The organism is Neorickettsia sennetsu str. Miyayama (assembly GCF_000013165.1).
GTDB classification, from domain to species: domain Bacteria; phylum Pseudomonadota; class Alphaproteobacteria; order Rickettsiales; family Anaplasmataceae; genus Neorickettsia; species Neorickettsia sennetsu.
Genome location: NC_007798.1, coordinates 321,032 through 344,822 on the forward strand (window position 1 = coordinate 321,032; position 23,791 = coordinate 344,822).

The 23,791-nt window shown below is 40.5% G+C and carries 22 protein-coding genes and 1 tRNA gene; 17 read left to right on the plus strand and 6 right to left on the minus strand.

Going from position 1 to position 23,791, the window contains the following annotated elements; all coding sequences use genetic code 11:
- The first annotated feature begins 13 nt into the window (after positions 1-13).
- Positions 14-979, plus strand: a complete 966-nt coding sequence (hemB, locus tag NSE_RS01595) for a porphobilinogen synthase (RefSeq protein WP_011451787.1) — start codon at positions 14-16, stop codon at positions 977-979.
- 202 nt (positions 980-1,181) lie between these two features.
- On the opposite strand, the gene NSE_RS01600 is transcribed toward hemB, so the two are convergent.
- Positions 1,182-2,021: a YihY/virulence factor BrkB family protein gene (locus NSE_RS01600; protein WP_011451788.1), complete on the minus strand. Its 840-nt coding sequence runs from the start codon at positions 2,019-2,021 to the stop codon at positions 1,182-1,184.
- A gap of 109 nt (positions 2,022-2,130) precedes the next feature.
- On the opposite strand from NSE_RS01600, the gene NSE_RS01605 reads away from it, so the two are divergent.
- The 5 genes from NSE_RS01605 to NSE_RS01625 are packed head-to-tail and all read left to right on the plus strand — an operon-like array spanning position 2,131 to position 4,408.
- Positions 2,131-2,862: a F0F1 ATP synthase subunit A gene (locus tag NSE_RS01605; RefSeq protein WP_011451789.1), complete on the plus strand. Its 732-nt coding sequence runs from the start codon at positions 2,131-2,133 to the stop codon at positions 2,860-2,862.
- Positions 2,863-2,884: 22 nt separating this feature from the next.
- A complete protein-coding gene (locus NSE_RS01610) occupies positions 2,885-3,112 on the plus strand; it encodes a F0F1 ATP synthase subunit C (protein WP_011451790.1) in 228 nt (75 codons plus the stop codon).
- The gene (locus tag NSE_RS01615; RefSeq protein ID WP_011451791.1) at positions 3,113-3,643 is read left to right on the plus strand and encodes an ATP synthase F0 subunit B'; all 531 of its coding nucleotides are present in this window, start codon (positions 3,113-3,115) and stop codon (positions 3,641-3,643) included.
- Positions 3,634-4,128, plus strand: a complete 495-nt coding sequence (locus NSE_RS01620; protein ID WP_011451792.1) for an ATPase — start codon at positions 3,634-3,636, stop codon at positions 4,126-4,128. Before NSE_RS01615 ends, NSE_RS01620 begins: the two co-directional genes overlap by 10 nt.
- The gene (locus NSE_RS01625) at positions 4,118-4,408 is read left to right on the plus strand and encodes a frataxin domain-containing protein (RefSeq protein WP_157858669.1); all 291 of its coding nucleotides are present in this window, start codon (positions 4,118-4,120) and stop codon (positions 4,406-4,408) included. Before NSE_RS01620 ends, NSE_RS01625 begins: the two co-directional genes overlap by 11 nt.
- A 157-nt stretch (positions 4,409-4,565) precedes the next feature.
- Here the strand turns inward: NSE_RS01625 and ribH are convergent, their stop codons facing one another.
- Positions 4,566-5,015: a 6,7-dimethyl-8-ribityllumazine synthase gene (gene ribH, locus NSE_RS01630; RefSeq protein ID WP_011451794.1), complete on the minus strand. Its 450-nt coding sequence runs from the start codon at positions 5,013-5,015 to the stop codon at positions 4,566-4,568.
- 180 nt (positions 5,016-5,195) lie between these two features.
- Positions 5,196-6,953 carry a membrane protein insertase YidC gene (yidC, locus tag NSE_RS01635; protein ID WP_049821598.1) on the minus strand — a complete coding sequence of 586 codons (1,758 nt, stop codon included), beginning with the start codon at positions 6,951-6,953 and terminating at the stop codon, positions 5,196-5,198.
- A 199-nt stretch (positions 6,954-7,152) separates the two neighbouring features.
- On the opposite strand from yidC, the gene NSE_RS01640 reads away from it, so the two are divergent.
- The 6 genes from NSE_RS01640 to NSE_RS01665 all read left to right on the plus strand — a co-directional run bounded on the left by NSE_RS01640 (position 7,153) and on the right by NSE_RS01665 (position 15,053).
- Complete coding sequence (locus tag NSE_RS01640) at positions 7,153-8,445, plus strand: HlyC/CorC family transporter (protein WP_011451797.1); 1,293 nt, start codon at positions 7,153-7,155, stop codon at positions 8,443-8,445.
- A gap of 148 nt (positions 8,446-8,593) precedes the next feature.
- Complete coding sequence (gene prfA, locus NSE_RS01645; protein ID WP_011451799.1) at positions 8,594-9,697, plus strand: peptide chain release factor 1; 1,104 nt, start codon at positions 8,594-8,596, stop codon at positions 9,695-9,697.
- Positions 9,698-9,800: 103 nt separating this feature from the next.
- Positions 9,801-10,595 (plus strand): lysophospholipid acyltransferase family protein, encoded by a 795-nt coding sequence (locus tag NSE_RS01650; protein ID WP_011451800.1) that lies wholly within the window; start codon positions 9,801-9,803, stop codon positions 10,593-10,595.
- A gap of 100 nt (positions 10,596-10,695) precedes the next feature.
- Entirely contained in the window at positions 10,696-12,357 is a 1,662-nt protein-coding gene (locus tag NSE_RS01655) for a S1 RNA-binding domain-containing protein (protein WP_011451801.1), read from the plus strand.
- Positions 12,354-13,301 carry a signal peptide peptidase SppA gene (gene sppA, locus NSE_RS01660; RefSeq protein ID WP_227028973.1) on the plus strand — a complete coding sequence of 316 codons (948 nt, stop codon included), beginning with the start codon at positions 12,354-12,356 and terminating at the stop codon, positions 13,299-13,301. The genes NSE_RS01655 and sppA overlap by 4 nt, the downstream gene beginning before the upstream one ends.
- Positions 13,302-13,379: 78 nt before the next feature.
- Positions 13,380-15,053 (plus strand): ABC transporter ATP-binding protein, encoded by a 1,674-nt coding sequence (locus NSE_RS01665; RefSeq protein ID WP_011451803.1) that lies wholly within the window; start codon positions 13,380-13,382, stop codon positions 15,051-15,053.
- 69 nt (positions 15,054-15,122) lie between these two features.
- Here the strand turns inward: NSE_RS01665 and NSE_RS01670 are convergent, their stop codons facing one another.
- Complete coding sequence (locus tag NSE_RS01670) at positions 15,123-16,940, minus strand: ribonucleoside-diphosphate reductase subunit alpha (protein WP_011451804.1); 1,818 nt, start codon at positions 16,938-16,940, stop codon at positions 15,123-15,125.
- A gap of 368 nt (positions 16,941-17,308) precedes the next feature.
- On the opposite strand from NSE_RS01670, the gene NSE_RS01675 reads away from it, so the two are divergent.
- From NSE_RS01675 to NSE_RS01685, 3 genes are all read left to right on the plus strand, one after another.
- A tRNA-Met gene (locus NSE_RS01675) sits at positions 17,309-17,382 on the plus strand.
- Between the two features lie 90 nt (positions 17,383-17,472).
- Positions 17,473-17,826, plus strand: a complete 354-nt coding sequence (locus tag NSE_RS01680; RefSeq protein ID WP_011451805.1) for a histidine triad nucleotide-binding protein — start codon at positions 17,473-17,475, stop codon at positions 17,824-17,826.
- 256 nt (positions 17,827-18,082) lie between these two features.
- Positions 18,083-18,880 carry an exodeoxyribonuclease III gene (locus NSE_RS01685; RefSeq protein WP_011451807.1) on the plus strand — a complete coding sequence of 266 codons (798 nt, stop codon included), beginning with the start codon at positions 18,083-18,085 and terminating at the stop codon, positions 18,878-18,880.
- A gap of 201 nt (positions 18,881-19,081) precedes the next feature.
- On the opposite strand, the gene NSE_RS01690 is transcribed toward NSE_RS01685, so the two are convergent.
- A complete protein-coding gene (locus NSE_RS01690; protein WP_227028974.1) occupies positions 19,082-19,630 on the minus strand; it encodes a ComF family protein in 549 nt (182 codons plus the stop codon).
- A gap of 109 nt (positions 19,631-19,739) precedes the next feature.
- Between NSE_RS01690 and NSE_RS04120 the strand changes: the two genes are divergently transcribed.
- Entirely contained in the window at positions 19,740-20,072 is a 333-nt protein-coding gene (locus NSE_RS04120) for a hypothetical protein (RefSeq protein WP_227028975.1), read from the plus strand.
- 19 nt (positions 20,073-20,091) lie between these two features.
- On the opposite strand, the gene secF is transcribed toward NSE_RS04120, so the two are convergent.
- Complete coding sequence (gene secF, locus NSE_RS01700; RefSeq protein ID WP_011451809.1) at positions 20,092-20,988, minus strand: protein translocase subunit SecF; 897 nt, start codon at positions 20,986-20,988, stop codon at positions 20,092-20,094.
- A gap of 525 nt (positions 20,989-21,513) precedes the next feature.
- Between secF and NSE_RS01710 the strand changes: the two genes are divergently transcribed.
- Positions 21,514-23,766 (plus strand): NADP-dependent malic enzyme, encoded by a 2,253-nt coding sequence (locus NSE_RS01710; protein WP_011451812.1) that lies wholly within the window; start codon positions 21,514-21,516, stop codon positions 23,764-23,766.
- Positions 23,767-23,791: the final 25 nt, after the last annotated feature.

Genomic DNA, 23,791 nt, shown 5'->3' on the forward strand with positions numbered 1-23,791 from the left:
AGAGATATTAGGAATGCAATCTGGTTCTTTTGTCCGTCTTAGAAGGACGCGTAGAAATAAAATTATCCGAGACTTAGTTGCTGAAACCACACTCTCCGCTTCGCAGCTCATATTACCATTGTTTGTCACAAATGGTTCAAATATTGAGTTGCAAGTGAATGAAATGCCGGGTGTGTATGCACATTCTATCGATATACTAAAAAAAATAGTAGAGAGCGCAATAACAGTTGGTGTGAGGAGTATCATGCTTTTTCCCCGGGATCCCGGGAAAAGAAGCTTTGAAGCGGAGGAAGCCTATAATCCGGAGAATTTGATCTGCCGTGCAGTGAGAGCTCTTAAAAGGGATTTCGGAGGTGACCTTGTTATTATTACTGATATTGCGGCCGATCCTTATACAATTGATGGCCACGATGGATTTTATAGAGATGGAAAAATTCTTAATGACGAAACATTAGAACTCTTGATAAAGCAAGCTTTGGTTCAGGCTGCAGCTGGAAGCGATATGCTTGCCCCATCGGATATGATGGATGGAAGAATTTTTGCAATCAGAAATGCTCTCAATCTTGCTGAATTTGATGAGGTCCCGATTGTATCGTATTCTGCTAAATATGCTTCCAATTTCTATGCACCTTTCCGAGACGCATTGGGCTCTACGAATATCATCCTGGACAAACGATCCTATCAAATGGATTATAGAAATTCAAAAGAAGCCATGCGAGAGATCGAAGTTGATATTAACGAGGGTGCTGACATCGTAATGATCAAACCAGCCAGTTTCTACCTTGACATAATAAAAATGGCAACGGATCGGTTTTGTGTGCCAATCTTTGCATACCAGGTAAGTGGTGAGTACAAAATGTTGGTTCAATATGGTGGTCTTGAAGTGTTATTGGAGTCCCTAATTGCAATAAGAAGAGCGGGCGCAGCTGGAATAGTCACGTATGCTGCTATCGAGGTTGCAAAGTACCTGCCATCTTAGGCATCTTTTTGGTTTATTTAGTTCCAATTATTTTGGAACCAAAGAGTAAATTGATCAGAAGCTATTGTATGTGAAAGCCTTCCTATGACTTATCTCTCCTTTCGGGTTGCTGCATCGTTCGTTTATTAAAACCAAAGTGCAAGCGAAAAGACCACCCTGATATGCATCAGGTAGGATTGTTTCATTTGAGAATGGAGCTTTTCTATTTCTGGCTAATTCGTTTATTTAAAGCATTGATCTCTGCCCCGTATATGAAACACAGGTTGAGCAAGTAAAAATACAACATAACCACGATTATCCCTGCAATGCTCCCGTAAATTATGTTCATCTGGGCGAAAGAATGTAAGTAGAACGAAAACGCAATCGAGGTAAGAATCCACAGAGAGACCACCATTATACTTCCAGGAACAACATCAGTGAACTTTTGCTTTTCCTTTGGGAAGAAAATATACAGGGCCGATACAAAACAGAAGATACAGCAGGTTGTCACGGTGCTGTAAGGTAACCAACTTGGTCTTTTTAGTAAATGAAGAAAAGATACATTCTTTGTTAAGAGCGGATATACCGTTGGGAAGAGAAGAAAAATAAGTATGATAATGGAAATCAAAAGGAATTGTATGACGCTTACAAAACGCCTTAGTATGTACTCTGAAACCAGAGTTTCAGTTCCAAAATTGTATGCTTTGTTTACTGCTGCCTTTAATCCTTCCACAATGGAGGAGGCCGTCCATATTGCACCAAGAATGGTAAGCGTCAGAAGACCATGTGTAGGACCCTCAAGAATCTCCTTGATATATGGCATTATGCCTTCGATGATGTTCTCTGGTACGTTCTCTATGAAAACCGACAGCAATTTTCTTGTTATCTCATATGAAGAAGCTCCTACTATGTTTGCTGTGTAGCCCGCTACAGCAGTGAAGAAAAATAGAAATGGAAAAATCGATAGAAGCAGCAAAAAAGACAGGTATCCCGCATACTCTGAGCCACCATGATACAACATGTTGTACAACGAGATTTTTAGTACTGCAAAAGTTCGCTTCATTTTTTATGAGCTTTGTAATTTCGCAAGCGATAAGTATCAATACTAGCCATATTATTTGACATTTCTATAATTGTGAAAGAACATCCGATTGTGAGAGCTGTACTGCTGTATGAGTCCTTTAAAGCAATTTGAGATTTTTCCCTTAATTCGTCTTCCAGAATTTTTCGGTTGGGATATCAATTTTACTAACTCCTCATTGTATATGGTGCTTACGGTTGTATTCGCCTCCCTTTTTCTTTTTGCTGGTGTTTTCAGAGGTAAGGTGATACCAGGACCAATGCAATCTTTTGTTGAGATAGTATGTAGTTTTGTGTTGGGAATCATTAAGGGTAGTTGTGGAAAGGCCGGTTCGGACTATTTCCCTTTGATTCTGTCAGTGTTCTTGTATGTTCTGTTTGCAAACCTTGTTGGAATGTTACCGCTTCCTATGAGCTTCACAGTGACAAGTCATATAGTTGTGACACTTGCACTTGCAATGGTCGTCTTTATTTTTGTGACTCTCATTGGGTTGAAAAAGCAAGGCATGGGTTTCTTTGCCATGTTCCTTCCTGATGGAACGCCTAATTGGATAGCTCCACTAATGATATTTCTTGAGGTGTGCACCTATCTCTTTAGGCCAATTAGCCTTGCTATTCGACTAACTGCGAATATGATTGCTGGTCACACAATACTTAAGGTCATTGCTGGGTTTGTATATCCAACCTCTTTGTTGATAAGCCCTTTATCTTTTTTGTTTGTGGTGGTACTAATAGTGTTCGAAGTGTTCATAGCTATGTTGCAGGCGTATATTTTTGTTATGTTGACCTGCGTCTATTTGAATGATTCACTGTTCAAACACTAACATGGTTATTTTATAAGGGTATATGGAGTTAGAAGGTCTAAAATTTTTGGGAATTGGTCTCTCTGTCGTTGGTATGTTGGGGGCTGCTATAGGAGTGAGTAACATATTCTCCATGATGCTTAATGGCATTGCTAGAAACCCTGAGTCCGAAGAAAAATTGAAGAAGTATGTCTATGCAGGTGCCGCTTTGACGGAAGCAATGGGGCTTTTCTCATTCGTTTTAGCATTACTACTGATTTTTGTTGCGTAGATGCCTCAGTTTGATATATCTACCTATTTTGGGCAGATATTTTGGTTTTGTATTTCCTTTCTATTTTTATACTGCTTCGTCAGGTTCATCTTTGTTCCTAAGTTTAATGCTCTGCTAAATGTGCGGGCTTCTGTGTTGAAGGAGAATCGCAAGTTAATAGCTAAAATGAAAGAGGATCTGGAGCATTTGGAGAGCGTGTGGAATGCTGCCCTCTCGGATGCCCGCTTTGCTGCTGAAAATATCCTTCGTGATGCAGTTATCTCTGTTGAAGAATTGAGAGGTGGTGTTGCCGAGCGCTTAGCTGTTTTAAATAGTGAGTTAAGAGAGGAGAATAAGGTCCTAATTGACGCTTTTTTTGCTCAGAAGTTGCTTGAGCTTGAAGAATTATTTGTGAAGTTAGTGGAAGACTATTATGTAGTAATCTATACTCCGTTTGTGGTTGGTTCTGGCGGTGTTCACGTTGAATCTGTGCGTAAAAAAGCGCTGGAGGATTTTGCTTGTCTTTATGAGAGATTAAGGGGATGTCGGTAGAAAGTGTAGTCATAGGTTTCGCGTTTTTTACTGCGTTTGGTGTCCTTGCTAAACCTGTTTTTAGCGTATTTATGCGCTCCCTTGCAGGTCATTCGGGTAAAATAGAGGATGAAATGTCCTTGGTTGAAAAAGAGCTTTTGAAAACCAAAAATTTGCTTGCGACCGCAATGAGGCGTAATTCGTGTCTTAATAATGAAGTAGAGCGAATTATCACTGATGCGAAAGCCCGTGCCGCAGAGGTATATGAAGAGGGTAAATGTAAAGCAGAAGAGGATTTGTCAATTGCAATTGATAGGCTGCGCGCTCGTATTAAGAGAGATAACCGAGATCTCATGATGAATGTGAAGCTCTCAGTATTGGAGGGAGTATTCGAATGTTTGGCTGGGTTTGGCGGGAAATCGCTTGAGAAAGCAGCGCATGAAGCGCTGGTGTTACATATGGCCGAGAGGCTTTCCATGGATCTTTCTCCACGCAATGAACAGTGAAATTCATTTTGCCAAACTTTCCGCAGTTGTTTTTGATGAAATAGTGGCGCTTGCTGGACGGTCTCCCCTTTGTGATGAATATGATTGCAACGAGGGGGTAGTTGAGTTGTTTCTTCGCCAGGGTGCGTTCTTGATTGTTGGGAAGGCAGATCTTGGTGAGATATGGGTATCCAGCTTAGCTATAGGGGCTGAGCGCTTTTATCTAGATGATGGAAAGCGCTTTGTCAATAAAAGTGGGGAAGAGATAGTTAGCTGGATTAAGAAAATTCTTCAACTTTAGCGATTCTGATTTGGCTGTGCTGGATATAACGTTGCTATATACTGTAAGAGTACAAGCTTGGTAAAAGCTCTACAATTACTGTTCTGCTCCAATTTAGCAGAATATCCCAGCAAACATAGTTAAAGAACAAATTAACTTTCCGAGAAGGAAAGAGTACTTACAGATCTGTATCTTCAAAGAAATCTTCTTCTGACAGTGTTGGACTTCTTTCTTTTAGCTTGATCATTGCCATGCAGGCATTTACAGCTGCAATTCCATAAGAAACAGATCTCTCATTTGCTTGCTCCATGTTATTTGCTGTTATAACGCCGAAGCCTATGGCAAGGTTATTCTTGATGGCGACATCCATAATCCCACGACAGGCCGCGGACGAAACATAATCGAAATGTGGGGTACCAGATTTAACGATGCATCCTAAGATGACGTAACCAGCAAAATCTTTAGAATGTAAAATGTTAAGTGCGGTAGGCAACTCAAATGCGCCCGGTACATAAACTGACTTGCAAGCTACCCCCTGTTGTTTAAGATGTTTTGCTGCAGTTTTATATAACACCTTGCAGATATTAGGGTTGACCTTACTGCAAATTACTAGGACCTTTTTTTGCATTGCTTAATTAATACAGAAAACCGAGTGATTCTAGCATCGGTCGGCTGTAAAAAAAAGTGAAGTAACTTCCAATAGAAAGTGGAGGAATAAACATCAAAAACACCGTAAGGGGAAAGTAATCTTATAACAAGGTAGGCAACGCTAACGTGTTTATTAGAGATCCATAATGTTAAAATTGACTCAAGGGAGGCTTTCTTGAGTTTTTGTCATAGCTTTAAACTTTTTAGTAAATAGGTATTTACCTATCACGAACTGTTGCAGTAGTGAGAGAACGTTATTAAATACCCAATAAAGAACTAAACCTGAAGGAAAGCTCGCGAACAATATCATGAAAACATACGGCATAGCTTTAATCATAAAAGCCTGTGTGCCGTCGTCATAGTGTGATGGGCTAAGCTTTTGTTGAATGACCATGGTTAATCCGAGTATTATAGGTAGTATTCCTATTGAAAGAAAATCGGGACAGTTCCAATCAATTAAACCGAATAGAGTAAACAAATTTGTTGGATCTGGCAGCGAGAGATCAGAAATCCATAGAAAAAACGGCGCCTGCCGCATTTCTACAGTTATAAAGATTACCTTGTAGAGTGCAAAAAACACCGGGACTTGCAACAGAGTTGGCAAACAGCCTGACATCGGTGTGACTCTATGCTTTCTAAACAACTCGACACTCGCTCTGTTTAGCGCATCCTTATCATTTTGGTACATCGATTTGATCTTAAGGATTTCAGGTTGCAACTCCTTGATCTTGAACATCGAGATACCAGATTTAATTGATAGTGGCAACATTAGTACCCTGATGAAGAAAGTCAACAGTATAATTGCAACACCGAAATTCCCAACGAGGTGATGGAAAACCTGTAACAATTTTGAAATGGGTTTCGTTATAAAATACAAAACACCAAAATCTACGGCTCTATCAAAGAGATAGATTCTCATGTTCTGTGCGTATTCTTCTAAGAGAGATAGCTTCTTGGGCCCTGCGAAGAGCATAGTTTCCTTTACAATAAGGCCACCACCACGGACTATTTTCTGTGCGTTAAAATTTGTAATGCGGAAGATGTCATCGCTTTTATCATCAATGTGACTGATATACACCTTCCCGTCTGATGAGTTCTCGAAAATCTGCGAGACAAACCAATACTTGTCTGAAAAGCCAAACCATCCCCGTTGATTCTGGGTGTCTTCGTCAAATGCTATACTCTTGTTCTTTTTTGCTATTTTAGAGTACTTGAGCTCCATTAGCTGATCTTTTACTACTCCTACGGGCCCCTCATGCATTATAAGCATGCTTTTATTTGTTTCAGGGAGACTCTTGGTGATTGTAAAGTGTGAGCCGACACTTAGATCGTTTTGCGACTTGTTCTCAACGATTTGCTTGAAGGTAAACATGTAATTATCATCGATACTCACAACCACTTTAAAAAGCAGACCAAACCCGTTGTCCCAAGAAAAAGTTACTGGACTGCCAGGAGTTAAAAGTTCAGAATCAGCCTGCCATTTGGTTTTGGAAGAGGGAGTCCTAAGGCCAGGATCACCGGGTATTGTCCAGCCTGGATTAATGAAATATGCACCTTTTGTCTTGTTCGGATAAAGAAGGCGATACTGATCTTTTAGGTCATCAGATTTGTAATCTTTTAGGATCAGATCATCGAGAGCAAGGCCAGTTAACTGGATACTTCCCTCGAGCTTGCTGCTGCTAATTTTGATTCGTTCTGTACTCAGGGTGCTTTCCAAAGACTCATATACTTTGACGCTTTCTTTTTTTTGGACTTCATGAAAGCTCTCTCTTTGTGTGGGATTATAGAACACGAGGTTCCACCCGATGATCACGAGAAACGACAACAGAGTTGCTATGAAAACGTTGTATGTCTGCTGCATTAAGAGCTTTGATGAATGATGTTCAAGTAGTGATGATAGCACAAAAATACTCGACATCTAGAAACTTTCTCGCTATATAGTAGACTATTCCCGAGAGTGGGCTGGGAAAGTAAGCCTGCGTGTATCCAAGGCCACTTCCGTGGGACTTCTGTTGGCGTCGTGTTCGCATTGAGAATTTCTATTTGTGTAGATATATCGATGATTTCCTTCTTTTCTCTTGCTCTTTGAACTGTTCTGTGCTCGGTGTTAGTCCCTAATGTCTGGTTTATTACTTTCGTTGCTTGCTTTATTACTTTTCTTAGCTCTCCTTTTGTCCTGTGTGTTCTCAGGTGGTGAGACTGCTATAACAGTTGTAAACCCAGCTAAATTGATTCAGCTTAAGGGTAAGAATGACAGAAGAGTTACGCTACTGCTCGATCTACATAACGACAAAGAACGTGTCATCAGTACGATATTGCTGTGTAACAATGTTGTAAACATATTAGCTTCTTCTATATCAGCTTTTTTTGTGGTCAACTTTTTTGGAAGCATTGGGATACTGGTTTCCACTTGTGTTATGAGCGTCATAATAGTGATTTTTGGTGAGATATTTCCAAAGACTTACGCAATTAACCACCCTGAAACGCTCGGCATGTATCTTGCACCGTTCATGGTCATTTTAGTTAGACTCTTTGGGTCGCTTGTTAAGTATGTGAACCTAGTGGTAGGTGTTTTAGTGAAGTGGTTTGCTCCGTCGAGCGACTCAACTAAGGTTTTTTCACCGTATGATGCTATTCGAGGTCTGATAATGTTGCACAAAAAATCGTATGTGCAGCAGAATACACAAAAGAACTTAGAGGTCATTAATAACATGCTGGATCTTACTGAACTGCATGTGGATAAAATTATGACGCACCGTAAAGATGTCTACTCTTTAAACATAAACCTTCCAAAAGATGAGCTCATCCAGTTGGTGCTCGGAACAACATACAGGTGGATACCTTTGTGGGAGGAAAGGGATGACAATTTTGTTAAGGTTCTTAATGCCGTCCAACTCAGAATTGCTTGTGCAAATGATCAGGACATTAAGATGAAAGACTACCTGACTGAACCTTCCTTCATTCCGGAAACAACCCTTGTGAGCGTCCAATTGCACAATTTCAAGGTGAACAAGGCAGATTTCTCGATTGTCATTGATGAATATGGCAATGCAATAGGAATAGTGACCTTCTTTGATATCATTGAGGAGATCATTGGCGAGGCAGTTTATACCCACAATTACAAAGATATAAAAGACAGTGGAGACAACGGATACATAATAAACGGAAGGATTCCAATAAGGGATCTTAACAAAAAGATGGGTTTCAATTTTCCAACAGACCACAATCGCACCTTTGCTGGCATGATAATTGATGAAATAGAACGCATTCCAAATGAGGGTGAGGTGTTTGAAATGTTTGGTTGCACGCTTGAAATTCTCAAAATGAGGAATAATAAGCTCGTCTCCGTAAAAGTTAAGAGGATAAAAGAGGGTACAGGTGATGAAGGTTTGCACACAAGTGCGGGGTGAAAGGTTTGTGGTGCTGATGTATTCATCCCGTTAGCTTAGTTGTGTGTGAAAATAAGTTTTGTGCGTGCTATAACTTTAGCACTGCCAGTAAAGGGGTCTAGCATAGAGCGCTGTAACTTTGGAGGGCTAGCAAATCTTAAGAGGGTTTATGGATAATCTTTGGGGAGTTCTGGAAGAGATTCTAAATAGGCATACATACCTTGCAGACAGGTTACGCTGTCCGGAAGCTATAGCTTCTCAGGAGTTTTCAAAGCTTTCTAAGGAGTATGCGGAGCTTAAGCCAAAAGTTGAATTAATTGCTAGATATAAAAAATTGAAAGAAGAACAGGCCTATCTAGAACTGTTGGTAAAAAATCCACTGGAGGATCAGGAGATACGTGAAATAGGGAAGTCTGATCTGCAAGCAATCCAAGATGTGATACCAAAGCTCGAGTTAGAAATAAAAAGGATGTTGCTACCAAAGGATAAAGATGACGCTTTGAACGTCATGCTGGAAGTGAGGGCTGGCACCGGTGGTGACGAAGCTGCACTTTTTGCAGCGAGTCTCTTCCATATGTATCAAAAATATGCAGAGCGCATGAAGTGGCGCTTTGAGATCATTAGTATTTCCCATAATGAGATAGGTGGATACAAAGAAGCCAATGCTAGTATAAGTGGATCTGATGTTTTCGCAAAGTTAAAGTTTGAGTCTGGCGTGCACAGGGTTCAGCGTGTTCCAGAAACGGAGAGTGCTGGACGTATACATACTTCAACAGCCACTGTTGCTGTACTCCCAGAACCCGAAGATGTAGATGTAAAAATCAACGATAAGGATCTACGTATCGATGTGTATCGGTCTAGTGGTCCTGGAGGACAGTCTGTCAACACAACTGACAGTGCAGTTCGTATTACACACATTCCGACCGGCATAGTAGTTATACAACAAGACGAGAAATCCCAACATAAGAACCGTGCTAAGGCAATGAAGGTGCTCAGAGTAAGATTGTATGAAATAGAGCGCAATAAAGTTCAACAAGAGATTTCGTCAATGAGAAAGTCGCAGATTGGATCGGGTGAACGCTCTGAAAAAACTAGAACATACAATTTCCCACAGGGCAGGATAACTGATCACAGGATCAATTTAACTACTTATAGGATTAATGAAACGGTAAAGGAGGGCGAACTGGAACCAATTATTGAAGCACTTATTAGAGAAAATGAAGCTCGTATGTTAGCTGGTGTCGAGGTAGGCTTCAGCGGAGATAAGTCTTGAGTGTTCTTAAGATCTGTTTTCTAATGAGTGTTATTCTGCTGAATGCAGTTTTTGAACGGTTTTCAGGTGGATCTTTTCTGTTGTTCGTTATGCACTACAAAAAATGAATAAAAGTATGAGAAATAACGGTTTCTTTGCTGCAGCAGCATACGTGACGATGAACGTCCTGTTTAATGTTTCTGTTGTTGCGTGGACTACTTTATACGGCCTAGTCGTGCTACCAGCTCTTTTTTTACCTCCAGAGGATGTAATAGAAGTGCGCAGGGTTTGGATCAGGGGGGTTTTTGTTCTCCTGAGATTTTTTTTCAATGTTGAATTTGAGATAAGAGGCAGTGAAAATATCCACCTACACAAACAGTTTATAGTTGCGTCTAAACACCATTCTCCCTTGGATGTGATTTTGTTAGCTGATCTGTTTCAGAAGCCGGCCTTTGTACTAAAAAGAAGTCTTATCTTTATTCCAATCTTTGGGCTATACATGATTGCAACAAAAATGATTACGGTTTCCTATTCAGGAAAATCAAACGGTTTGGATGTGTTGAGAAAAATGGTTAGGCAAGCCAAAGTACTTTCTAAAAATAGGACAATAATTCTATATCCGGAGGGAGGAAGAACTAAAGTCGGTGAGGAAGTGGGGTACAAAAGAGGTATACTGGCTCTTTATAAACATCTCAATCTTCCTGTGCTACCAATCGCATTGAATGTTGGCCAAATTTGGCCAGTGGGCTATTTCAGCAATAAACGAAGTGGTAAAGCTGTAGTCCAGATATTGCCCCCAATTATGCCAGGTCTGAAAGACGATGAGTTTCTGCAGGTCCTGCGAGATGCGATAGAAACTAATACAAAACATCTCTTAAGCAGTGAGAATAAACATCTTCTAACACTACAAAAGAATTAAGTGAACAGGTTTCAGCCGCATATTTGGTTATTCCTCTTTGGAGTCTTTTGTATTATCATCAATCTTTACCTTTCAGGAGCAAAGTAGTACACACTTAGCCATGAACAAACAGCAGTTTTACATTACCACCAATAAAGCATCTGAGAGAAGGTTTTACTCAGAGGTTCCAGATTACAACGAGGAGGACTTCACCACAATTCTTGAGGAACGATTTTCGGACTCTCTGATAAGAGAGGGTGACATGGTTGAAGGTGTGATTAAGTCTATAAGTCCGCATTTTGTTTTGGTAAATCTGGGTCTTAAGTCAGAGGGAAAAATTCCTGTTCAGCAGTTCCATGATTTAGGCACACTAGAGGTGGGTTCTAAGATTATCGTATATGTTGAAAAAACAGAGACTGGTAGTGGTAACCTTGTTTTAAGTTATACCAAAGCACTGAAACAAAAAGTCTGGAATAGACTTTATGAAATGTATCTCAATGGGTCTGATGAAGATGTAATGGGAGTCATCCTATATACGATCAAAAGCGGCTGCATTGTTGAAGTTGAGGGGCTGAATGCGTTTCTACCAAATAGTCACCTAGACGTGAGGCCGGTCTCTGATCCGGCAACTCTCGTGGGAGTAAAATTAAAGTTCAGGATTCTGAAGATGGATCCGAAAACAGGAAAGATTTTTGTTTCGAGGAGAAAAGCACTTGGTGCAGTACATGAGGCTGCTCGTTCAGAGTATATTTCGACGATTAAAGAAGGTGACATCATTGATGGTCGTGTCAAGAGTATCGCGAGTTATGGTGTTTTTGTACAAATACACGAGTCTGACAAAGTCGGCGTTGTTGATGGTCTTCTTTACGTAAACGATATTTCGTGGGCACGAGTTACTCATCCGTCTTCGATCTATTCTGTTGGGCAAGAGGTACGTGTGAAGGTGATTGCTGTGGATCCAGAAAAGGGGCGTATATCACTTGGTGTGAAGCAGCTTACGGAGAATCCTTGGAAGGATGTCTCTAAGAAATATACTCCGGGGAACGTATATCCTGGGGTTGTTACTTCTGTTGAGGATTACGGTATTTTCGTCAGGTTGGAAGAGGGCGTAGAAGGGTTGGTGCATAGCGGTGAAATATCTTGGACCAGGGAAAAGCCATTGTTCTTACCTAACAGCAAGGTGAACGTTATGCTTCTCTCAGTTGATGAAGAAGGTCATAAAATTGCGCTTAGTGTGAAGCAATGTAGTGACAACCCGTGGAAGAAGTTCTTGGATGCTTACGGGCTCGGTGTTGTAGTGAAATGTAAAGTTGTCGAGATAACTGACTCTGGAATAGTGCTGACACTTCTTGATCCCGGATATTCTTATGTCAGAGGATATGTAAGGCTTGCGAACATTAGTTGGTCGCAAAATCCTAGAAAGGAATTGAAGCGTTTCACTATCGGTGACGAAGTGGAGGCAAAGCTAGTACATGTTAATCCCGATCGTGGTCGTGTGATGTTTAACATCAAGTATGTTGAGTACGATCCTTTCGAGGAATTCATCTCTAGAGTGAACGAAAAAGATATAATTAATGCAAAAGTAATACGAGTAGAGGATGATGGCATTTATATCGAGGTTAGAGAAGGTTTGGAGTTCTTTACAGCGCAGTCTGATGTAAGTCGTCTTACTGTAGGACAGCACCTTTCCTTTGTTGTTTGTAGTAAAGATCATTATTCAGTTAAGCTGGAGATTATCACAGACGAGAAGGCTGGTGGGGCTCCTGCTGGAGAAGAGAAGTGAGAGGTGGTTATTGGCACATGGATTTTTTGGGTGATGCGTTTGTCGAAAATTTTAGCTTAAGGAAGAGGTTAACTTTTTGGAAAGTGGTCACATTTGCTCTGATTGCTCTCCTCTTGATTGTTTCGGGTTCTTCTTTTCGTGGTGGCTTTTTCGACAGTTTTTCCACCCCGTACATAGGTAGGGTGGTCTTTTCTGGGGTTATAGATCAAGATCTTGCAAGAAATAGCCAGTTTGCTTCTTTTGCGGACAATCCTAAAATAAAAGCAATAATCCTTCACGTAGACAGCGGAGGTGGGGGAGCGGCCGCTTCTGAAGCGCTTTACAACGTTGTTAGGAGCGTGTCTCAAGTTAAGCCGGTTGTGATTGTAGCCAACGGAATAATGGCTTCTGGTGCGTACATGGTAGCAATGGCTGCTGAACATATAGTCGCATACAATACTAGTATTGTCGGTTCGATTGGTATGATATTACAAGCCCCGAATTTTTATGAGATCGGAAAGAAAGTTGGGGTAAAAATGGACGTTGTTCGTTCTGGTAGATTGAAAGCCTTCCCATCTATTTTGGAAGAATTTACCAAAGAGGCGCGTTTGGCTATGGAGCACTCCATCAGCGTCGCTAACGAGCACTTTTTATCTATGGTACAGGAGCGCAGAAAGATTACAGATGCCCGTGTGATGTCCGAGATTGCGACAGGTAAGATCTTTACCGGCAGGGAAGCGCTTGAGTTTTCCCTGGTTGACGAGATAGGTGATGAGGGAAATGCGGTAAGGTGGCTGAAGGAAAGGGGAATTACGGGAAAAATACGTGATCTTGGTTTTGTTTCAGGTAAGGGTTTTCGTGTAGGTAAGATTCCCCCATCTTCTTATCTTTCCATTTTAAATGAGTTTTTCCATTACTTGTGTTCTCCAGGGCTTCTTGCCGTTTTTCCGGGTATCTCTACTTAGCCTGGGTTTTTCTTTCTTCCTACTTCCTGTTTTTCTGTTGAAATATTGATTTTGTCACTCCTGTATTTCATTTGAGTCATGCCTAGTGGTATTTTGTGGTTCCATTTAAAAAAATCGGGTTTTCTGCTTTTTTTATCTTTTTTCATGGTTCTTGTATCTGGATGTGCTTCCCTTGCTTTAGGAAAGGTTATTGGACATTCCGTTCAGCTTTTTGCAGGGGAACAGATACATCATACCCTATCTCTTGGAGTTATTTTGTTCGCGGTGTTTCTTTCTTTGACAGTTGCGCTTCGTAGTATTTTTTCCGGGTTGCTTGGAATGAACGTGGTACAGGGTACGTTACTTGACTTATATGAAGCACTCTTAAGGGCGAAGGTTGAAACCATTAAGTGTAATTCTGCCCAGATTCCAATCATTTTCAGTTCTGATATGACATTTTTGCAGAATTTTTTTGGTTCTGCAGCGCCGGTTTTACTAAGGAATCTAATTACTTTTCTTGGGTCGCTTATTGCACTTTTTTATACAGAAAGGCAGCTTTTCATCTATCTCATTCTGGCCATTCCTGTTCTTCTAGTACCACTCTTGTTGGTTGGGGCAAGAGCAAGAAAATTATCTTCTCTTTTCGCAGGCAAAACTGATAATTTTCATGCTGAGCTTAGAGAAAATATCAGTAATATTCAAATGATAAAGTCCTTTCTGAAAGAAACATTCTTTCTGGAAAGATTACAGGATTTATCCAAGGGGTGTTCAAGTAGCTTTGTTCAGTATGTGATCATACGTTCTGTACTTATAGGTATCGTTGTTGCAACTGCCTTTTTAGGAACCGTATTTTTTATGGATTTTGGTTTAAGGTCTGTCTATGCAGGTGAAATAAACATTGCTACTCTTGCCGAGTTTGTTTTTTATGCATTATTTGCATCTAGTTCTATAGGGAGAGTCATGGAGCTTTATCCGGATCTACGACAGTTTTTGAATATACGCACCAGGGTTGAAAATTTATATAGCACGATTCTTGCCTCTAGTGAGGAAGAAGTTGGAAAGAAATTGAGGCGTTTTGAAAAGCTCGAATTTAAAGATGTGGGCTTTTCATACAGTGTTGATGGCTCAGATGCTGTTTTTAAAGGGCTTAATTTCACTATAAATCGCGGGGAAAAAGTAGCTTTTGTAGGTGCGTCTGGAAAGGGAAAAAGCACAATTTTTTCTCTTATCTTACGGTTTTATACCACTTTTAGTGGTAGCATACAGATCAATGGCATTCCGGTTTCTGAATTATCTCTTACTTCTATTCGATCGCTTTTTGCATGGGTTCCACAAGAGTTAAGCATAGTTTCCGGTAGTCTTATGGAAAATATTTGTATGCAAACTTCAATAGAGCAGAAAGAGGAACCTCGCTACAAAAGTGTATGTATAGCCGCGAATATCCAGCAATTACCTAAAGATACACATGTTACAGACCTCTCTAGGGGACAAAGGCAGCGTATTAATATTGCTAGAGCGCTGTTTGCTAATAGGCAGGTAATTTTACTTGACGAAGCGACATCTTCTTTGGATACACAAAATGAAAAGGCAATAGAAGCTGTTATTTCTAATACGTCGCGTGATAAGACGGTTATTATTATCGCGCATAGATTCTCCAGTATTAAGTGTGCGGATAAGATAATCGTTATAGAAAACGGAAAAGCAACCGCGGTGGGAACACATGATGAGCTGCTTACTAGCAGTTCCTTCTATAGGCAGATGGCGAAAGAGTAGCTCACCTCAGGGTAAAAGGAAGGTCTAGCCTTGAGAGGTTCTTCTTATGGATATGACCCATGGCGTAAGCTATTGGCACGCGATGCAATCATCTGATTCACCAACAGGAGAAGGAGTATCACTTTTATGTTTGTATTCCTGTGATATTTTATATGCACGCTGTATGGATTTTGACCGGCAATAGTAAAGGCTTTTTAGGCCTTTTTTCCATCCGAGAAAGTGTAGATTACTTAGTTCTTTTTTGTGTATGTTAGAGTGTAGAAAGAGATTTACTGACTGGGATTGGCATATATAGGGTGTACGATCAGCGGCGAGTTCGATAACCCATCGTTGGTCCATTTCGTATGCTGTTCGAAAAACCATCTTTTCATTCTCATCGAGAAAGTCTAAGTGCTGTACAGAGCCCTCATTAGAAATAATAGAGGACCATACACAGTCCGTATTTTTTCCCTTGCGTTCTAGGAGGGCAGCGAGATGCTTATTCTTGACAACGAAAGATCCACTTAAAGTTTTTTGTGTGAAAACATTTGCTGCGTATGGTTCAATACCTGGTGAAGTATTACCCGCAATGATCGAGATGGATGCTGTTGGCGCAACAGCGATCTTATGGACAAACCGCTCCATAGTATCGCAATCCACTGCATCCTTACAAGGACCCCTCTCTAGTGCCATTTCTTTCGAAATCTTATCTGCTTCGTGTTTAATTTTTTTAAAAATTTTTAGGTTAACACTTTTCGCAATTGCCGATTCAAACGGAATACCCTTACTTTGCAGGAAGGAGTGAAACCCCATTACACCCAAGCCTATACTTCTTTCTCGCATGGCAGAATATCTTGCTCTGTGCATGCAATCAGGTGCTTTTCTAATAAAGTCCTCCAGCACGTTGTCCAAGAAATGCATCACGTCCCGTACAAATTGCTCATTATGCTCCCATTCATCAAATTTTTCTAAATTTAGGGAAGAAAGACAACAAATAGCAGTTCTATGATTATCGAGGTGATCTTTACCCGTTGTAAGTGTTATCTCGCTGCATAGGTTCGACATTTTGACATCGAGATTAAGGTTTTTATATACATCGGGCCTTAATCTCTGGACTGTGTCAATAAACAGAATATATGGCTCACCGGTTTCGAGACGGGCTGTAAGTATTCTTATCCATATACCCCTTGCTCCGACTGTTGCTATCACGGAACCGTCCTTTGGACTGATAAGATCCCACTCTTTATCCTCTAGGACAGCTTTCATGAAGTCATCATTGATAACGACTGCATGATGCAAATTAAGTGCTTTTCTATTTGGATCACCACCTGTTGGTTTTCTGAGGTCTATAAATTCGATAATTTCCGGATGGTTTACTGGTAAGTAAACGGCTGAACTTCCACGCCTAAGTGAACCCTGTGATATTGCAAGAGTTAGTGCATTTTGTACAACAATAAACGGAATAATTCCCGAAGTCTTACCACTACATTTTACTTTTTCTCCTATTGAGCGCAGGTTACCCCAGTAACTTCCGACCCCGCCACCATGTGACGCGAGCCATACATTTTCATTCCAGAGTCCGACAATTCCCTCCAATGAGTCTTCTGTTTCATTGAGGAAGCATGAAACCGGGAGTCCACGACTTGTACCACCATTGCTGAGAATAGGTGTAGCAGGCATGAACCATAAGTTGCTCATATAGTCGTACAGTCTACATGCATGTTTCGGGTCATCGGAGTAATATTTAGCTACTCTTGCAAAAAGGCCCTGGTAATCTTCGCCATTCTGCAAATATCTATCCTTGAGAACTGCCTTTCCGAAATCTGTAAGAAAGGAGTCCCTTGCATGCAGTGTATGGATTTTTTTTTCATCATGATCATGATGAAAAATAGGGGAAGGATCTAACATTTTAGCTTCTTTGTTCATACGAGATGATATCATTTCCCTGGACCAGTGCCGTGACGACACGCATGGCTATAAAGTCTATATATAGTAGAAAGATCAACAGATGCTACCATATTTATAGTGGAAATCAATATCGGGTAAGCGTAAAAAATTAGTAGTGCGGGAATGTTTTTGTTATTTGAAGTGGTATGGACAATAAAATTATTCACTTTACCCTTCGATAAAGACCAGCGATTTGAGCTTAAATAAGCAGTCTGTTGACGGGGGAAATCGATCAATACGCTATGATAAAAGTTATCATTTGGGAAGAATGATTATTACTGTTGACAACCTTATTGCTTATGACAGATAATCAAAGTCGTGCACTCTGTCGCGGAATGGAGCAGTTTGGTAGCTCGTCAGGCTCATAACCTGAAGGTCGCTGGTTCAAATCCAGCTTCCGCAACTTGTCTTTCTGGTAATTTTTTGCTGGCCGTTTCTCTCTGCGGCTTTTTTGGTGGTGGAATCGTTTCTGTTTGATCCCTGGTTTTAGTGTATGTCTATGTACGATCAGCAGAATGTTTTCGCAAGGATATTGCGCCGTGAATTACCCTCTAGAGTTGTTTACGAAGATGATGGGGTTCTAGCTTTTTATGATGCGTTTCCTAAGGCTCCGGTGCATGTCCTTGTAATACCAAAAGGGCAGTTTGTTTCTTTCAGTGATTTCATAAGCACAGCGCCGATTGAAGTTGCTTCTTTTTTTTCGAAGGTTGGTCATGTTATCGACCTTTTAGGTGTGAAAGAAGCTGGATACAGACTTATTACAAATCATGGTGAAGATGGCGGTCAAATAGTAAAACACTTTCATGTGCATATTTTAGCTGGTAAGAAAATGTCTGATATAGCTTAGCTATTCATGGTATAGTCGCTCGAATTTTCTCGATCCACATATTTCATTTGGGTATTGTGTTAGGCGAGTCTGTTAGTGAGATAAGGAGCCGGGTTTTGTTGGTGTTGTCCACGTTTATTCCGCCAGTGCAATTTGTAATAGTTGGAATGATTTTAAAGTTCTAAGGTCCGGTTTGTCGGATGGTAAGCAAGTCTGGTTGCCGTATTTGTAAGGCTCATGTACAATCTCTTGACTTTCTTTTGTTCTTGTTCTGCCTTTGAATATTCGTAGGATACTCAAAGTTGCCACCTGGAATGTTAATTCCATAAGGCAACGTGCCGAAGCTGTCTCAGCCCTCCTTGTTTCAGAGAATCTCGATGTGCTCCTTTTACAGGAGCTTAAGTGTCAGGAAAGTGATTTTCCGTTACACGTTTTTAACGATCTTTCCTATAACGTTATTTTAAAGTGTCAAAAGGGATATAACGGGGTTGCTATAGCGTCTAGATGGCCAATTACAAAGATCTCCGATGAGATTTATATGGATGGTGAAGCGCGATATATAGAAGGAGTGATAAGTTTTTTTGATAAATGTATAAGGTTAATAAGTATATATATACCGAATGCACAAGCAGCGGGCTCCCCGCGCTTCGAATACAAAATGCAATTCCATGATGCGCTTGCTAGAAGGATCCATGGTTACCTTTTAAATAATAATGATATTATGCTTTTAGGTGGTGATATGAATGCTGCGCCAGAAGATATAGATGTGTATGATCCTGTGAAGCTCGATGGATGTACTGGCTTCCATATTGAAGAGCGTAGTAAACTCAGGGAATTACTCAATCTTGGGCTGTTTGATACATTTAGAATGAAATATCCAACTAAACAGGAGTTTAGTTGGTGGGACTACAGAGGTGGTGGGCTGCAGAGAAATGAAGGGATGAGGATAGACCATATTCTTGCTTCTGCTGAAGGTATGGATCATCTTTTAGATTGTTATATATTGAAGGAGCTACGTCACATATCTAGGCCTTCTGATCATGTTCCTGTAGTGTGCGTCCTTAATGGATTCTGAGAAATGGCCAGAGTTACTTTTAGCGTTGCTTTAGTGGATAAGTACTCGTTTTTCTCGCAGATTGAATAAATTGTGTTTCTCCACACTTTTTTATGGAGTTCTACGGTTTGTTCTTATATGGAGCAAGCAGGCTGAACTTTTCTGTTATCAATGAGTGATTTTTTCGGGGTGAGTGGAAACTCTTCATCTTTTGGGCATTCGCTAATACAGGATCGATCTTGCTATAGCAATGACCACTATTTTCTTGGGATTGTATTTTGAAAGTGCATCTGCACAACGTGAAACTGTAGTACCCGTAGTTATAACGTCATCAAGTAAGATGATAGATGCGTCCTTGATTCCAGCTTGGTTTCCTACTGTGAACACATCCTGTAGACTTGTTTTTCGTTGATGTGTAGAAAGATTAAGTTGTGATGGTGTGTTCTTTATTTTGTGGAGGACATCTAATCGTACTTTCACGTGTATCAACTTTGCCAGTTGCATAGCGATCAATGCTACTTGATTGTACTGTCTTCGAAACAATCTAACGCGATGTATCGGTACTGGTATGATAAAATCACACTTTTCGAGATCTTCTTTAAAATGCCCTAGGATCATTTTTGCCAAAGATTTTGTTATGAATGTCCCATCATGAAATTTGATTTTTTGCATGAACACTGAAACATAAGCATTGTAAACAAATACAGCTTTTGCTTCGTTAAACTTAGGTTTCGATGCAGCACATGTGATGCATAAATTCGAAGTCTTCATTTTCTTACCACAACAGTAACAGTGTAAGTGATCTTTCAAGAGATGAACTTCGTTTCTACAAGGCTTGCACATACAATGTTCTACTAGCTCTTCTTCACTGGAGCAGATTATGCAGCAATCAGGGAAGAGGAATGTGAGAAAGCTTTTAAAAGTGGATTTGATTAGTCTCAGGGTTTTGCTAAAGCTATTTTGCTTGAAGATAAATCGTCGATTTTTGTATAGATTGCTCAAAAGAACTAAAAACCGTTCACTAAATAGTTTCATGGTTCATGATAGTGATGCAAGCCTTTTAAAGCCCTTCTTTAGTATTAGAGTGATTAGTGTAAAGGAAAAGCCTATTTTGGCTGATTGCATTGAAAATGGGTTCACATACAAGCCGCTTAGCTTATATCTTTACTCTGAAATACTGACGCTTCCAACTCTAATGCGAAGAGATATATAAAGTTCGTCGTATGTAAAAATTACGAATTCTCATGGTTCACTTCATGTACATCGTTTCCTAGGAGTGCAAGCGGTGCCGCGATAAAAATCGAGGAGTAAGTACCTATAGCTATGCCTGCTAGTATTATGAAGGAAAAAACTTGTATATCCCCGCTTGAGAGAAATATCACTGGTGCTATTGCAAGCATTGTCGTTACAGACGTAAGAATTGTTCTGGATAGAGTCGTGTTGACGCTTACATTAATGCGCTTGGCTATGTTTTTTATGCCAATGTTCTCACGCAACTTATCAAAAATAACTACAGAGTCATTTATAGAATACCCAACTATTGCGAGTACCGCAGCCACTGAAGAGGTATTGAACTCCAATTCGTAAGCAGAGTAGAGACATATAAGCAAAGTAATGTCGTGCAGTGTTGTCAGGACACCTGATAGCGCAAAGGCAGGAGTAAACCTAAAAAATAAATATACGAACATCGCAAGCACTGAAAATACAATTGCCACACCGCTCCTGTATATGAGAGACTTGCTTATTTGGGGACCCACACAATCTATTTTGTCGTAGCGAAAGTTATATGGCTTAAGAAAGGATTTCATTTTTGTCAGGCCATCCTGAAAATCTTGTGATCGTACTTTTATCATTAGGTGCCTTTGATCTTCTAAATAATGTATAGATGCAGTCGGTAGATTCTGATTTTTCGAAAAATCGCCTCTAAGTTGTGTTATATCGATACCTTCCTCAGAGTACACCTCGAGTACTATTCCACCTGTGAAATCAATACCAAAACTCAAACCTTTTGTTTTAAGAAGTACAAACGTCACCACCAGCAGAGTCGAACTTATGAAGAAGGCAGCTTTCTTATACTTAGCAAAGTCAAAGTTGCATCCATCTAAGAGACTGCTTATGATGAATCTCACCTGCGGTACCCAAAAACAGAAATACTATTATCAATGCGTGCAAATTGCAAATTCACGGTCCGTTAGGTGCATATAATCGCAACCTCGTGCTACTGAACTTAGTGCTTTACTCATTTGAGCCCAACTCTAAGGATGTGAGATGATTTCCGGCTTAATAGTGTGGTCCTTTTTCATGTTTTGATTGAAAAGGTGCGTCTTTTATACGAGTCTCATCTTTTTTCGAGTGCATTTTCACGTTTGTATGAAAGTAAATATCTGGATTTGCTGCGCGAGAATAAACACCAAGATCTCAGCGCGTTTCTGACCTAACATACTGTATATGCATATCTTAGCTTCTGATGAGTTAGGCACGTTTGTTTTGTTTGTAAAGCGAAATTTAACCTTTGCTACAATGGGGCTTCCTCTAGAATGTAGCGGAATTCTTATGGTGAAAGACATATTCTACTTAGGTATACAGAATGCTTTCTTTATTCCAAGGAAATGTCTTGTATGCTATAAGTTGGTGTGATCTATGTGCATTGTGTTATGGAAGGGGAAAGGGACGATCTTGGTGTACAAGCGTTACGGTATCACTCTAAGGGTAGAGCTGGTAAATTGGGGGTTCATGCCACAAAGCCTCTTCTTACGCAGGAAGATTTATCACTTGCCTACTCGCCTGGTGTAGCGCATCCGTGTTTGGAGATAGAGAAAAATCCTCTAGATGTGTATAAGTACACCTCTAAAGGTAATTTGGTTGCAGTTATTTCAAATGGTACAGCTGTTCTTGGCTTGGGAAACCTTGGAGCAATGGCCTCTAAACCTGTGATGGAAGGGAAGGCTGTGCTATTCAAAAAGTTTGCTGATATAGACTCAATTGATATTGAGGTCGATGCTCAGAGTATAGAGGAGTTTATCCTCACAGTGAAAAACATAGCTTCTACTTTTGGTGGGATCAATCTTGAAGATATTAAGTCACCGGAGTGTTTTGAAATAGAGGAGCGTCTAGCAGCAATGCTAGATATTCCGGTCTTTCACGATGATCAGCACGGCACAGCAATTATCGTATGTGCGGGTCTTATAAATGCTGCTGACATTACTATGAGAAAGGTGGAGGAACTTAAGGTAGTCGTGAACGGCTGTGGTGCGGCAGGCATAGCATGCATCGAGTTGATGAAGGAGATCGGGGTCAGTGATATAGTGGTCTGTGATCAAAGTGGTGTTATTAAAAAAGACAGAGATTTTCATGAAGGTGACCGAAAAGCTCTTTATGCAGTTGATGTAACCGCGAACACGCTTGAGGAAGCACTGGTCGACGCTGATGTCTTTATTGGCTTATCCGCCGCAGATGTTCTGAAGCCGGAGTGGTTAAGTGGGATGAAGAAGGATCCGATAATTTTTGCTTTAGCTAATCCGGATCCTGAGATAAAGCCAGAGTTAGCAAAGAAGGCGCGTCCGGATGCAATAATAGCAACTGGCAGATCGGATTATGATAATCAAATTAATAACGTTATGTGTTTTCCATACCTATTTAGGGGAGCACTTGATGTTGGTGCAAGTAAATTCAATACTGAAATGAAGCTTGCCGCTGTGCATGCAATTGCTGCAATAGCGAAAAGGCCAATCTCAATGGAAGTGATGGATGCCTATGGGGATTCTCATATGCAATATAGTAGGGAGTATATACTCCCAAAGCCTTTTGACCAGCGTCTTATTGCTGAAATCGCTCCGGCAGTTGCGCGTGCAGCAGTTGAGACAGGTGTTGCAAAGAAGCCGATTTATAATTTTGATGCGTACAAGGATGATTTAGTCAGACGGTTGGCTTCGGGTGCAACGACCCTATTCGGGATGGTGAGTAGTGTGCTCAGGGGTAATGGAAAGCGCATTATTTTTGCAGAAGGTGAAGAGCTTAAGAGTATTCGAGCTGCGCTTCAGTGGCGTGACATAGGGTATGGTACTCCCATTCTTGTTGGAAGAAACAGTGTTATAGAGGCCAAAATGGATGAAATGAATCTTCGCAATCGTGAAGGTTTTGAAGTAGCAAATGCGGCTGTTTCACAGAGAAGTGGTGAGTACATAGAGTACATGTATAGCACCTTGCAAAGAAAAGGATTTCCTTATGAAAGATGTGTCAGAGATGTTGAAACGGATAATGACGTGTTTGCAGCTTGCATGCTTGCACTGAACGATGGAGATGCTGTGATCACTGGCTTAACGTGGAGTAACACAGAGGATCGTCTCAAGAGTATTATGCCAATCGTTGGTGCTGCAGGTGTTGTTTTTGAAATGTCAATTATTGTTGCTGGTATAGGTACTTTTTTTATTTGCAATACTGGTATTAATGATACGCTAGATGCTGGGGATATTGCTGAAGTGGCAATAAAAGCTGCTGAAGTAGCCAAAAGTATGGGATGCGTTCCAAGAGTTGCTGTGATAGCAAATTCGAATTTTGGAAGTGTAAATAGTCCTAGTGCACTGATGGCACGTGAAGCAATTGAGATACTAGATGATTTTGGCGCTCCGTTTGAATACGAGGGCGAGATGGATCTTGGTATGGCTTTAAACGAAAAATCTAAAAAGCTGTATCCTTTTTCTAGGCTTACGGATCGTGCGAATGTGCTCATTGTTCAAAACGTGGAAGTTGTTGATGCAGTGTGTAAGTTTTCCAGTGAGATTATGGAAACAACTGTTATTGGACCTCTGTTGTTTGGATTAAAGAGATCCGTGCAGATAGTGCGGCCGTCGTACGGTGCTACGGATATTCTAAATCTTGCTCTAATTGCTGCAAAGACCTCTCTATGAGTCAATTTTCATTTGCGGACTTATG